General features: G+C 44.5%; 9 protein-coding genes. 5 read left to right on the top strand and 4 right to left on the bottom strand.

What is annotated here, in order from left to right; all coding sequences use genetic code 11:
- Positions 1-9 precede the first annotated feature (9 nt).
- The gene (hcp, locus tag AAGA51_RS20775) at positions 10-1,683 is read right to left on the bottom strand and encodes a hydroxylamine reductase (RefSeq protein WP_042479380.1); all 1,674 of its coding nucleotides are present in this window, start codon (positions 1,681-1,683) and stop codon (positions 10-12) included.
- A gap of 200 nt (positions 1,684-1,883) precedes the next feature.
- On the bottom strand, positions 1,884-3,452 hold the full coding sequence (norR, locus tag AAGA51_RS20770) for a nitric oxide reductase transcriptional regulator NorR (RefSeq protein ID WP_042479871.1): 1,569 nt from the start codon (positions 3,450-3,452) through the stop codon (positions 1,884-1,886).
- 182 nt (positions 3,453-3,634) lie between these two features.
- Here norR and AAGA51_RS20765 point away from each other — a divergent pair, with 182 nt between their 5' ends.
- Entirely contained in the window at positions 3,635-4,837 is a 1,203-nt protein-coding gene (locus AAGA51_RS20765) for an NnrS family protein (protein ID WP_042479378.1), read from the top strand.
- A gap of 169 nt (positions 4,838-5,006) precedes the next feature.
- Positions 5,007-6,197 carry an NO-inducible flavohemoprotein gene (gene hmpA / locus AAGA51_RS20760; RefSeq protein WP_042479375.1) on the top strand — a complete coding sequence of 397 codons (1,191 nt, stop codon included), beginning with the start codon at positions 5,007-5,009 and terminating at the stop codon, positions 6,195-6,197.
- Positions 6,198-6,267: 70 nt separating this feature from the next.
- Here hmpA and AAGA51_RS20755 read toward each other — a convergent pair whose 3' ends face one another.
- Positions 6,268-7,644: an MFS transporter gene (locus AAGA51_RS20755; protein ID WP_042479373.1), complete on the bottom strand. Its 1,377-nt coding sequence runs from the start codon at positions 7,642-7,644 to the stop codon at positions 6,268-6,270.
- Positions 7,645-7,883: 239 nt separating this feature from the next.
- Between AAGA51_RS20755 and AAGA51_RS20750 the strand changes: the two genes are divergently transcribed.
- On the top strand, positions 7,884-8,303 hold the full coding sequence (locus AAGA51_RS20750) for a hypothetical protein (RefSeq protein ID WP_255209335.1): 420 nt from the start codon (positions 7,884-7,886) through the stop codon (positions 8,301-8,303).
- A gap of 123 nt (positions 8,304-8,426) precedes the next feature.
- On the opposite strand, the gene AAGA51_RS20745 is transcribed toward AAGA51_RS20750, so the two are convergent.
- Positions 8,427-9,305 carry a LysR family transcriptional regulator gene (locus AAGA51_RS20745; protein ID WP_081878622.1) on the bottom strand — a complete coding sequence of 293 codons (879 nt, stop codon included), beginning with the start codon at positions 9,303-9,305 and terminating at the stop codon, positions 8,427-8,429.
- An 82-nt stretch (positions 9,306-9,387) separates the two neighbouring features.
- Here AAGA51_RS20745 and AAGA51_RS20740 point away from each other — a divergent pair, with 82 nt between their 5' ends.
- Both AAGA51_RS20740 and AAGA51_RS20735 read left to right on the top strand, forming a co-directional pair.
- Positions 9,388-10,659: an anaerobic sulfatase maturase gene (locus AAGA51_RS20740; RefSeq protein WP_042479369.1), complete on the top strand. Its 1,272-nt coding sequence runs from the start codon at positions 9,388-9,390 to the stop codon at positions 10,657-10,659.
- Positions 10,660-10,668: 9 nt separating this feature from the next.
- Entirely contained in the window at positions 10,669-13,053 is a 2,385-nt protein-coding gene (locus AAGA51_RS20735; protein ID WP_042479367.1) for an arylsulfatase, read from the top strand.
- Positions 13,054-13,175 lie beyond the last annotated feature (122 nt).

Below are 13,175 nucleotides of genomic sequence, written 5' to 3'. Positions count from 1 at the left end.
TAAACACATTTACGCAGCGGCTTTTTCGCCAAGGATTTGCGCAAGATCTTGTTCAACAGTCGAGATGGCTCTTAGGTCGAATTTGTCCTGAATAATGGCCATTAAGTTGTCTGTAAGGAATGCTGGTTGAGTTGGGCCGGTGTAAATACCTTTCACACCCAAAGCGAGTAGGGTAAGTAAAACTACAATCGCCTTTTGTTCGAACCAAGATAATACCAGTGTCAGTGGTAGGTCATTGACACCACAGTCAAATTCTTCTGCCAACGCTAATGCTAACTGAATCGCTGAGTAGGAGTCGTTACATTGACCGACATCGAGAAGACGAGGAATACCGTTAATTTCACCGTGTTGCTCTTTGTTAAAACGGAACTTACCGCAAGCGAGAGTCAGGATCAGGCTGTCTTCTGGCGTTTGTTTGGTAAATTCGTTGTAGTAGTTGCGCTCTGCTTTGTCGCCATCACAACCGCCTACCAAGAAAAAGTGACTGATATTACCCTGCTTAACTTGATCAATCACAGCCGGTGCCGCTTCCATTAAGGCATTACGACCGAAGCCGACAGTGATCATCTGTTCAATTTCATCATGCTGGAATCCGTCCTGAGCTAATGCACATTCGATCACTGTTGAGAAATCATCACCTTCTAAATGAGATACGCCCGGCCAGCCGACAATGCTGCGAGTGAATAGGCGATCGGCGTATTGACCGACTTCTGGATTCAGTAAGCAGTTTGATGTCATCACAATTGCACCCGGGAAGTTAGCAAACTCTTTTTGCTGGTTCTGCCAAGCGCTACCGTAGTTACCCGCTAAATGAGGATACTTGTTTAATTCTGGGTAACCATGAGCAGGTAACATTTCACCATTGGTGTAGACGTTAATGCCTTTGCCTTCAGTTTGTTGCAGGATTTTTTCTAAGTCATGCAGATCATGTCCAGACACAAGAATGCACTTGCCTTTCTTTGTTTTTACGTTGACTTGCGTTGGCGCAGGGTGACCGAAAGTTTCCGTTTCGCCTTTATCTAATAGGGCCATGATCTTGTAGTTCATTAGGCCAATTTGCATTGAGCAGTTAAGCAGTGCATTGAGATCTTGTGGTTCTGTACCTAACCAAGACATGATTTGATGATATTCAGTGTGGATCTCTACATCACTTTGTCCTAAAACACGGGCGTGTTCTAAGTAGGCAGCTGCGCCTTTTAAGCCGTACAAGCAGAGTAAACGTAAACCCATCACATCAGGGTCAACAGTTTCATGGCCACGGTTTACTGCGGCTAAAGGTGCAAACTTTAACAGTGCTTCACGATCCGTTGGAAGTTCAAACTGAGCCGCTGGGGAAAGCTCAGGAATTGATTTGTCAGCTAACGTTGCGGCGGCTCTGACTCGCTGTTCTAAACTTTGTTTGTATTGATAAGCTTGGTTTGCGAACTCAACGATGCGCTTTTCATCAAAGTTTACGTTAGTCAGTGTTGCAAAGAAGGCTTTCGGTGCCCACTCGTCGATTTCAGTGTCGATAATTTGATATTCACGGCCAAGTTGAGCCCAGAATGAAACGCCTTGTAGCGTATAAACTAAAATATCTTGTAGATCAGAAACATCACTTGTTTTTCCACACATACCTTGCGAATACGCGCAACCTTTTGCGATAGGGGTTTGAATGGTTTGTTCACATTGAATACAGAACATAGTTGGGGCTCCAGTGATAAGTATTAAAATTGGCCGCTTAACGCGAAGGGTGCGCTAAGCGGCCTTTAAATTTCATCGCTGGTATTGCAGAGAGTATGCCAGTTTTTATCTTATTGATTTTATGAGAATTTTTATTTTGTGAACAAAATTGTTGTTGTTATAAATACATCGCATGTTGTTTTTAATACAACGAGTAACATTTATTTGGAAGATTCACAGGTTTGTACGCCCAGTTTTTTACCCATTTTGAACAAGTTACCTCGGTCCATCTGTAAAAAAGCCGCCGCCTGAGACCAAACACCGTTGTTCAGTTGTAGTGCATGTTCAATAAGCTGCTTTTGAAACGCTTCTACTGCTTCACGCATGGGTATTGAAGAGTTGGGAAGTTGAGGCGAAGTATTGCTCTTCGTCTTTCCATTTGCGGTTTGTTCAGACAAGTCAAAATCGTTCATAAAATGGAGGGGTTCAATCAACTCTGACTGCGTTCTCATAGCGTGTAAGCCAGCACGCATTAAGGTGTGTTCCAGCTCCCTGACGTTACCTAACCAAGACTGTTTTTCTAATAATTGCAGTGCTTTAGGGTGAATGTGCAGTGTTTTCAGGTGGAACTGGCGGCGAATGTTATCCAGTATGTATCCCACTAAAACCGGAATGTCTCCTTCACGAGAGCGTAAGGGAGGCACCTGAATAGGAAATACATTTAAACGGTGGAAAAGGTCGGAGCGGAAACGCCCTTCAGCCACTTCTTGAGCGAGGTCTCGATTGGTTGCCGCGATGACACGAACATCTACGATGTGGTTTTTATCTGCGCCCACTCGTTGTACTTCACCTTGCTGAATAACACGCAGCAGTTTGGCCTGTAATAGTAACGGCAGTTCACCGATTTCATCGAGGAAAATGGTGCCACCATCGGCCAGTTCAAATTTACCCGCACGCGAAGTATTGGCACCGGTAAACGCGCCTTTTACATGTCCGAATAGTTCACTTTCAGCAATGGATTCGGGTAACGCCGCGCAGTTTACATAAACCATAGGCTTGTCACTGCGTAGGCTCTGCGCGTGAACTTGGTGAGCAACCACTTCCTTGCCCGTACCCGTTTCGCCGCTAATCAAAACCGCGTAATTTGAGTGTGCGACCATCTCAATGTTGGCTCTGAGTCGCTTAATCTGGGGGCTAACGCCAACCAGTTTTCCGCCTTTGCTTCTCGCTTCGTCAATCAGCAATTGATTCACGGAATGTTGCTGACGATTGGCTTTATTCAATGCTTCAAACAGACTGATATTGCGAATGATCCCCGCAGCAAGCGCTGCAAAGGTCTCAATGGTTTTGTCTGGAATACTGTTGAAAGCACCGGGTTTTGCCGCATCCAGCGTTAGCGCGCCAACCAAAGTATCGCCCACGTATAAGCTGCAACCCATGCAAGAGTGAACATCAATACTGTGGTGGATATCTTCACTCAGTAAGCCGTCAAAAGGGTCTGGAAGGCTTGAATTCTCAGGGAAACGCACCGGCTTACGGTTGGCTAAGATCATAGCCAAACGCGGATGGACATCAGGCAGAAATCGGCGTCCGAATACCTCAGATGACAAACCGCTGATGGCAATCGGTACTAAGTGCTTTTCGTTGTCGAGTGTAAATAGAGCGCTGGCATCACAGGGAAGTAGTTGTTGCAGGGCATCAATCAATTTTTGGTAGTGCTGAGTGGAAGGCTCTCCCATATTCAGCTCTACCGCAATGTTCAACAGTACTTGTTCTATGGATGGTTTGATGACATGTGTGTCCATTTGGGCTTCTACGTTAAGACAAAAATGAACTGATGATGTATTTATTACAACGCAGTTGTCAAGCGCTTAAAATGTAAGTTATTAAAAATCAATAAGTTAAAGTTGGCTTGATTCGTGCAATAGCTATTACTTCGTTATTTAGATGTATTGTTAGGAATCGCGCGTTTATGCTCAACATCACCGATAAGAGTGCAGAAGATAAAATCATCCCCGTTCTGCGCTTAGGCTTCAGACCTTTCTTTTTATTTGGCAGTGTATATTCAGTTATCGCGATTGGCATTTGGGTATATGCCTTTCAACACGGTCAACCCGCTCAGTTAAGAGTTCCCGCTTTGTGGTGGCACGTTCATGAAATGTTTTTTGGCTTTGCCATGGCGATTGTGGCTGGTTTCTTACTAACCGCCGTTCAGAACTGGACAGGTGTGAATGGCACCAAAGACAAATGGTTAGGCGTGCTTGTTACACTATGGATACTGCCGAGAGTGCTGCTTTGGACAGACGTTCCGCTTTGGCTAACCTCTTCCATTGAAGCGCTATTTCTCGCTTTAGTTGCGTATGAGATTTCATTTCGAGTGGTGAAAGCCAAAGGCTATCGCAATCTGATCTTCTTGCCATTTTTTGTTTTGGCCATTGTGGCGAACTACGCCAGTTACGCAACCATCAAGGGTATGCCTCCTTTCCCTTCAATTGCGGTCTGGCAGGCGATGCTGTGGTGGTTTGTACTGCTTATTTCAATTATGGGCGGGCGAGTGATTCCGTTTTTCACCGCACGTCGATTTAACTTCGAGAAAGCGAACACTTTGCTTTGGTTGGATGCTGCGGCCAATACGCCGTTGGTTATGCTGTTTGCTTTAAGCTTTTTCCCGTTAACCAGTGAACAAGTTAGCCCAGCTATCATGTTATTCGCAGCGGTGATGCAGTTGACTCGTTGGCTACGTTGGAAGCCATGGACAACGCTAAAAGAGCCGTTAGTGTGGTCGTTGCATTTGACTTATGCCTGTATTCCTTCAGGGCTGCTTATCAAAGCGTTAGCGGAATTAAATTGGATTCCTAACGGCCTGTTTGTATCCCACAATATGTTACACGTGATCGCTATCGGAGCGATTGGCGGGCTTATCTTATCGATGATCTCGCGTGTGACTATGGGACATACAGGGCGAATGATTTATCAAGGACCAAATATGTGGCTGGCGTTTGCAGCCATCGTGCTTGCTGCTTTTGTGCGAGGTTTTGGTGTCGCTTTCTGGCCGCAGTACATGTTGCTGATGGTGGATATCGCGGCAGCGCTTTGGATCATCGCATTCACTTTATTCATCCTGAAATTTGGCACCATGCTGTTACGCCCACGAGCTGACGGCCACCCAGGATAACCCCATCAACAGACAAACGTTCATAGCCATTAGTCTTGCTCAACTATTCTTATTTCAATACGACTAATGGCTTGATGCGTTTGTTATTCAACGTTGAGCCCTCAAGTTCTATAACTTGCTTATTATTAATAAATAGATAATTAAAAAGAAATTGCATAGGAAATTTCAAATGAAAGAAAGTCAAAAGTCATTAGTGTTAGCCACCGTTCCTGTTTTACGAGAGAGTGGTGTCGCACTGACTACCTATTTTTATCAACGGATGCTCAAACATAATCCAGAGCTGAAAAACGTCTTCAATCAATCGCATCAAAAAACTGGCAATCAGCCTCAAGCGTTAGCTATGGCTGTGCTCGCATATGCTGAAAACATTAATGATCCTTCCGTATTATTGTCGGTTGTTGAGCGTATCGCGCACAAACACACCAGTTTAGGCATTCGAGCTGAGCAGTATGGCATTGTCGGTAAACACCTTTTAGCTTCAATCAAAGAAGTGCTGGGTGATGCTGCAAGCGATGAATTGATCGATGCTTGGGCTGCGGCTTATCAACAGTTGGCCGATCTGTTTATTGATGTGGAATCTAAGCTCTATCAGGCGTCTGTAGAAAAGGCGCAAGGCTGGACAGGTTGGCGTCCGTTCCGTGTTCGCAGCAAAGTAGCAGAAAGTGAAGAAATCACCTCTTTCTATCTTGAGCCGACAGATGGCGGAACACTACCGGTATTCAAACCGGGGCAGTACATCAGCGTTCGCGTGTTCGTCAAAGAAACGGGGCTGTATCAGCCTCGTCAGTACAGTTTGTCTCAAGCTCCCAATGAGGAGACATTGCGAATCTCAATCAAAAAAGAGTCTGCGGCAGACCACAAACCTGCTGGGCTTGTGTCTAACCATATGCACGGTGAAATCCAACAGGGTGATGTGATTGAAGTCTCTGCGCCGTATGGCGAATTTGTACTGAATGAACAGAGCGAGCGTCCAATCGTGCTGCTAAGTGGCGGTGTGGGTATTACGCCTATGATGGCAATGAGCAGCTATCTGAATAAGAAAGATGCTTTAGGCTCAGTGCATTTCATTCACAGTGCTCGCAACCCTCAAGTTCATGCATTTAAGTCGGTCACTGATGAGTTTGCTGAAAAAGGGATGAAGGTGAACTATTTCTATGATCACGGAGCCAATCAGGACAACGGCGTACAACAAGCTCCGGTTGAGTTAGCACAAGTTCTGCCTCAAGACGTTACTCAAGCAGATTACTATTTGTGTGGGCCAATGGCATTCATGTCTCATTACATGACGCAGCTTCGTCAACTCGGTGTACCAGAGACTCAAATATACGCAGAAGCGTTTGGCTCTGGTGGCGTAGCCTAAAATAAAAAATCCCCTAAGCTGTTGAGCTTGGGGGATTTCCAACCGATGACAATACAGAATGTAAACGTGTCTATTTAAGTTCTTCCTCAATGTCGGCGTTGACAATCACGATGTCATCATGGTCGCCGTCAATTTCATCGTCTTGGTAATTGCTGTCGTCCTCTTCGCTCTCTTCTTCTGCTTCAAACGAAGGTGTCATTTCTTCCTGAACGCTTTCCACATCAACACGAGGGTCAAGTGCTACCGCAAGAGGGGAAGACACTAAGTCACCTGTTGCCATAATGTAGTCTTCCGATACGTATACTTCGGCCTTTTTCTGACGAGAGTTAATGTATTGCAAACGGAAAAACATCACCAAGGTACACACAGCCATGAAACCATAAAGCATGTTATTGCCAAACCACTGCATGATGGTGGAAGCAATTAATGGCCCGATAGAGGCACCAAGACCGAATGTCAGCAAAATAGTGGCGGACAACCCCACTCGCTCACCTTGTTCAACACGCGAGTTTGCTAGAGCGGTTGCCAGAGGATACAAGGTGAACCCCAAAATACCGAATAGGAAAGCCATCACCAGAGATAAATGATCCTGATGTGGCAGAACCGCGATAGCCGCAGTTAAGCCGCCGAGCAATACACAGTTAATTCGGATTAGGCTGCTACGGGAAATCATGTCTGAGAGCTTACCCATAGGCCATTGAGCCAACAAACCCGCCATGATGGTGGTGGTCATGTAGGTGGCGACTTGATCTGGATGCATACCAAGGTTACTTGCGTAAGCAGGAGCAAGACCATAGAAAGAACCGACAATCATGCCGCCAATCGCTACTGTGGTCAGTGCCTGAGGCGCTTTTTTCCAGTAGTAAGTAATTTGCAGCGGCGCAGGAACCAATGGATCGGGGTGAATTCGTTTGGTCAACGCAATTGGCACAATACACAACGCAAAACAAATGGCGATAAGCAGCAAAGGCTCTAAGCCTAGATCTGGGTAGAAGCTTATCGCGCCTTGGCCGAGAATCAAACCCAAGTAAGAAACAATCATATAGCTCGCAAATACTGCGCCACGTTGATTGTTATCTGCCTGTTCATTGAGCCAGCTTTCCAACACCATGTACTGACACATCATCCCGACACCGACGATCAGTCTGAGGATAATCCAGATTGATAAGTCGTCCACCAATGCGTGACCAAGTGCGGACGCCGTGACTATGCCTGCACTCGCGACAAAGGCTCGAATGTGGCCGACCTGAGCAACCAATCGGTGCCCGATTTTAGAACCTGCAACTAGCCCTGCGTAATACGCAGACATCATGGCCCCAATCCATAATTCAGGGACCTGCATTGCTGAAAGTCTGAGACCTAAATAGGTTGTGAGTAAGCCACTCGCCAAAACGGTGAGAAGTGTTGTGCCATATAGTGCTGTGAAAGTACGTAGCGGGTTTGTCATTAAAAATCCCTAAGGTGCCTACCTGCGTTGAGTTGAGTCGATTATTAGAATTTATGGAGGAAAAAGAGCATCTAGTTCTAAAGAGTCTAACGGTTATCCAACTGTTATTAAATAAGCAATTTTCTGATTTTATTTTCCTGAGTAATTAAATTGTCAGTAAAAAGTCATTGAATTTCTGCCCATTTCTCAATGTTGGAAATCAGTATTTATTTAAGTTCAAACTTTGCTATGAGCGGTAGATGATGCTGACGTTGCAAGAGTTGGAGATCAAGATGATTACTGCGCGTAGTTTCAACATTAATAGCACCACGCTTAAATTTAATAACGACGAATATCCGCTGGCACAAATAAAACGTTCCAGAGTGAAAACGAATACGCTAAAAGATCATGCTGTCAGACTGATTATATTTGGCTTGATTGCTTCCAGTGTGGTTTGGATTGTAACTCCCAATTACTTCGGTATTTACGCAGGGCCGTTTTCGATTTTTGCGGGAATGGTTTTGGCTCTGTTATCGGTGAGGAAATACGAACTGCAAGTGGAGTTTGAGCATTCTGATGAAACAGGTTTGCAGTGGATTTCGATTGCCAAAACCAACAAACAAAGCGTCAAACTGATCTTCGAAGCACAAGCAGAAAAGATTCAACAAACCGTTCGTTAGCGACTGGAGCATTAGTTATAGAATTATTCCTGACAGTTTAAGAGCTTGGCGTTTGTATTCTATGCACAGTTCCAAGCTTACTCATCTTATAGGTACAAGGGCTTACCTGTTGTTCCCCCCAATTTAATAGCATTCATTAATCAGTTGATGTAACAACTGAATCAACGGGCTATGCCGTTTAGTCTGCAAGCAGTAGAACGAGTAAGCCACGTCAAAACTCACACCTTTGGGATAAGGGATAACAGAGAAGTTATCATCCAGATAGCGAGTGGGGCACTGTATTGCAGTACGCGAATTTGCAGCGATACTCAGCGCTGAAGCCAGTTTGTCTACCCGCACGCAATAAGTGATGTCCTGTTTGTGCTCTTTCGGCAGTATGTCTTCAAATCGATAGCTGAATTCATTCCAGCCCGGAACATCAATAAACACAAAAGGAAGCTGTTTGGTTTCTTGCCATTGCGTTATGCCAAATTGTTTGTGAACGGCGGTAACAATTTGGTCCACTTTTAACGTCTTCTGATAGAAGTCTTTGGAATAGCTGTCGTTTTGTAAGTGCACACCACAATCAATATTTCCTTGAAGCAAATTCTCTAGGCTTTCCTGTTTCCAAGTAACAAAGTTGAATTTTGCTTTGGGGAAATGCTTCATTAATTTGGGGTAGAGGTGAGAAACAATATGGTCATATTCCGCATCGGCAATCGCGATAGTAATTAAGTCCTGATAAAGATGTGGCTGAAACTCAATCGGTTTATTGACCACGTTCACTAGCTGAAAATACGCTGATTCCAAATCGTCGTAGATTTCATCTAAATAATGAGTCGCTTCGAAGCCATTTTGCGTCTTAATAAATAGACTATCTGAAAATTCGCTTCGCAGTTTGGACAGATCTTTGCTCACTGCGCTTTCAGACTTACCCAAAACTTTTGCGACTGTCCGCATGCTTCGATGTTTCTTTAATAATATCAGCGTATTAATTAGGTTGAGGTTTACCTTGTTTTCCATTTTGTCACACCAAGTATTCCATGCATGATTAATTTTCACAGTCTACACTAATTTCATAATTTTTATGTAGATGAGTACGGCTATGGCAACGGAATCGGCTAATTTTAGTTATATAGAATCTCCAAAGTTACAACTCCCAAAGCTAGATAATGATGTCTACCGCTTTCATGCGGTTTCTAAACCTTCGGCGTCTCGCTGCAACTTAGACTGCAGCTATTGCTTTTACTTACATAAAGAATCGCTTTTAGAGCAACCGTCGCATGCTGGTATGAGTGATGAGGCTTTGGCGTTATACATTAAGCAGTATATTGAAGCGCAAACTGGTGATGAGGTTGTGTTTACTTGGCAAGGTGGTGAACCCACTCTAATGGGGTTGCCATTTTTTGAAAAAGTGATTGCGCTTCAAAATCAGTTTAAAAAGCCTGATCAAACCATACTCAATGATCTGCAAACCAATGGCATTTTGCTCAATGACACTTGGTGTCAATTTCTCAAACAGCATCAATTTTTAGTGGGTATCTCTATTGATGGTCCAAAACATCTGCACGATATCCACCGAGTCAATAGAGCTGGAAAATCGTCATTTGATAAGGTTATGGCGGCGATCGAACTAATTAAAAAATACCAAATTCCTTTCAATGCTCTGTGTGTTGTTAACCAAGATAACGGAGCTTTTCCTCTGGAAGTTTATCGTTTTCTGCGTGATGAAGTGCAGCCGCAAGTTATTCAGTTTATTCCCTGTGTTGAACCCAAAGATTTCACCGTTACTGCTCCCAATAAATGGCAGTCAAAAGATCTCATCCAAATTGGTAATAAGAGCCTTGCACCACAGGATGAAACTAGCTACCTCACGGCATGGTCAGTCGGTGCGAGTCAATGGGGCGTATTCTTGACCACGATTTGGGACGAATGGTTCAAGCAAGATTTCGGACGAGTGTTCGTTGACCAATTTGAAAATGTTATCTCACAAATGTTCGGCTTTGGTGCACAGAAATGTGTGTCAGCTGAGTTCTGCGGAAAGGCGGTAGCCATTGAACACAATGGTGACGTCTACTCCTGTGACCATTTTGTCTATCCCGAATATAAGCTCGGCAACATCGCTGAGACTCATATTGGCGATCTTGTGTTTTCAAACAAACAGCAAGCTTTTGGTAAATCGAAAACATCGGATTTGCCTTCGGATTGTCGCCAGTGTTTCTTCCTCTCTTTGTGTTTTGGTGAATGTCCCAAAAATCGTTTTACCAAGACAGCGCAAGGAGAATCTGGACTCAATTATTTATGCCCTGGTCTAAAAAAATTCTACGCCAAAGTAGTGAATAGCCAGATTTCTCTCCAACAACGTCTAAGTGCCTAAGGAAACTTAATGAAAACAAAAATAAAGCCGATAGTGGCGATAACGAGTTTGTTGATTTCATCAGCAAGCTACGCTGCGCCTGCACATACTATCGATAGAACCGTCTTACCTATTCAGCAAACCGCGGAGTTTAACGGCAAGATAGGCAAAACGTACGATCAATCTAAGTCTGATTATCCTCAACCGATCAAAGCTCCGGAAGGTGCGCCGAACGTAGTGGTCATCATGTTGGATGATTTAGGTTTTGGACAAGCCGGACGCTTTGGTGGCTTAATTCCAACACCTAACATCGACAAATTAGCTGCACGCGGTGTGACCTATAATAACTTCCACACAACGGGGATCAGTTCTCCAACTCGTGCCGCGTTGCTGACGGGACGTAACCATCACCAAGTCGGTTTCGGAACCATCACTGAGCTTTCAACAGGTTTCCCTGCATACAGCACAATTTGGCCTAAGTCAGTAGCCAGCATTGCAGAAGTTTTAAAAGACAATGGCTATAGCACCAGTGCATACGGTAAGTGGCACAACACGCCTGACTGGGAAACTTCACCCGCAGGTCCATTTGAGCAGTGGCCAACGGGGTTGGGATTCCAGCACTTCTATGGTTTCCATGGCGGTGAGACCAGTCAGTGGGAGCCGCAACTATTTAACGATACAACGCCAGTTGAACTAACAAAGAAACCGTCTGATGGCTATCAGTTGAATGAAGATTTAGTCGATAACGCTATTCACTGGATTGACCAACAGAAATCGATCAACCCAGACAAACCTTATTTCACCTATTTCGCTCCGGGTGCAGTTCATGCTCCGTTACACGCGCCTAAAGAGTGGATAGCGAAGTTCAAAGGCAAGTTTGATATGGGCTGGGATAAATACCGTGAAGAGGTATTTGCTCGTCAGAAAAAAATGGGAATCATCCCTAAAGACACTAAGCTGACACCACGACCAAAAGAGATCGAGTCATGGGATAGCTTGAGTGCAGATCAGAAACGACTTTATGCTCGCCATATGGAAGTGTTCGCAGGCTTCCTTGCATACACTGATTATGAAGTTGGTCGCTTGATCGACAAAATCGAAAGTATGCCAGATGCTGATAACACCATGATTATGTACATTGTGGGCGACAACGGTGCGAGTGCCGAAGGTACGCCAACGGGTACAACTAACAACGTAATGACACAAAATGGTGTGCCAGATACTGTCGAATCTCAGCTTAAATATATTGACGAGTTGGGTAACGAGAAGCATGAAAACCACTACCCTGTGGGTTGGGCATGGGCTGGTTCAACACCTTTCCAATGGATGAAACGCGTACCTTCTCATTTCGGTGGTACACGTAACGGTTTAATCGTTTCTTGGCCTGCAAAAATCAAGAACACTGGCGCGATTCAAAGTCAGTTCCACCATGTGGTGGACATCACGCCAACAATTCTTGAAGCTGCAAAAATCCCAGCGCCGAAATCAGTAAATGGTGTAGAGCAAAAACCAATGGCTGGTACCAGCATGGTTTATTCGTTCAACAATCCACAAGAGAAGTCACATCGTACGGTTCAGTATTTTGAAACTGGTGGCCACCGCGCTATCTATAAAGATGGTTGGATTGCTGCATCATTCCACGGTGTGCCTTGGCAGCTAAGTGGTTCGGTCGGATTTAAAAACTCGACCAGGGAGCTTTACAATGTCGCGGAAGATTTCTCTGAGGCGAATGACCTAGCGAAACAGATGCCTAACAAGTTGAAACAGATGATCAAAGAGTTCGACCATCAAGCTGAGATCAATGAAGTGTATCCTTTGGATGACCGATTTGCAGAACGTGTGTCTAACTCTGAACGCCCTTCTTTGACTAAGGGTAAAACAAAGTTCAGCTATACAGCGAGTGCAAATCGTATTCCTGAAGGTTCTGCTCCGGATGTATACCAACGCGATCACCGCATTGATGCCTACGTAAATGTAGCAAAAGGTCAGAAAGCGGATGGTGTATTACTGGCTATGGGCGGAAGCTCTGCGGGTCTGTCATTCTATACTGACAATGGCAAGCTAGTGTACGGCTATAACTTCTTTGGTAAAGGTTACTACACCATCGAGTCTAGCTCTTCGATTCCTACTGGCGATGTAAAACTTTCTGCAGTTTACAAACAAGAGCCGTTCCGCTTCCTGAAAGACTTCAATGGTGGCACAGTCGAACTGTACATCAATGATAAGAAAGTGGGTGAAGGCAAAGTAGAAAAAGTGGTTCCAGCTCGTTTTTCTGCTACTGAAACACTGGATATCGGTGTTGATTTAGGTGCTCCTGTTATGCCTGTTTACACTGAAAAAGCACCGTTCAAGTTTAGCGGTACTATCAAGAAAGTGGATATGGAAATTGCTCCTACGCAGCCCATAATCCAATAAATACAGAAACCAAAATGCCAACCTTAACCGTTGGCATTTTTTTTATAAAAACGTTGAGACTCCACTTTATAAACTTGCCTTACATGCCAGTAAGTGCCATTTTTAGATATGCATTTTTTTGC

This window comes from Vibrio diazotrophicus, assembly GCF_038452265.1.
GTDB classification, from domain to species: Bacteria; Pseudomonadota; Gammaproteobacteria; order Enterobacterales; family Vibrionaceae; genus Vibrio; species Vibrio diazotrophicus.
The sequence above is the reverse complement of the archived record's forward strand: the minus strand, read 5'-3'. Positions and strand labels throughout refer to the sequence as shown.

What these genes read in the sequence shown, in the direction of transcription:
- hcp (WP_042479380.1), bottom strand. Translation starts at nt 1,683, where the DNA reads ATGTTCTGTATTCAATGTGAACAAACCATTCAAACCCCTATCGCAAAA.
- AAGA51_RS20765 (WP_042479378.1), top strand. Translation starts at nt 3,635, where the DNA reads ATGCTCAACATCACCGATAAGAGTGCAGAAGATAAAATCATCCCCGTT.
- hmpA (WP_042479375.1), top strand. Translation starts at nt 5,007, where the DNA reads ATGAAAGAAAGTCAAAAGTCATTAGTGTTAGCCACCGTTCCTGTTTTA.
- AAGA51_RS20755 (WP_042479373.1), bottom strand. Translation starts at nt 7,644, where the DNA reads ATGACAAACCCGCTACGTACTTTCACAGCACTATATGGCACAACACTT.
- AAGA51_RS20750 (WP_255209335.1), top strand. Translation starts at nt 7,884, where the DNA reads ATGATGCTGACGTTGCAAGAGTTGGAGATCAAGATGATTACTGCGCGT.
- AAGA51_RS20745 (WP_081878622.1), bottom strand. Translation starts at nt 9,305, where the DNA reads ATGGAAAACAAGGTAAACCTCAACCTAATTAATACGCTGATATTATTA.
- AAGA51_RS20740 (WP_042479369.1), top strand. Translation starts at nt 9,388, where the DNA reads ATGGCAACGGAATCGGCTAATTTTAGTTATATAGAATCTCCAAAGTTA.
- AAGA51_RS20735 (WP_042479367.1), top strand. Translation starts at nt 10,669, where the DNA reads ATGAAAACAAAAATAAAGCCGATAGTGGCGATAACGAGTTTGTTGATT.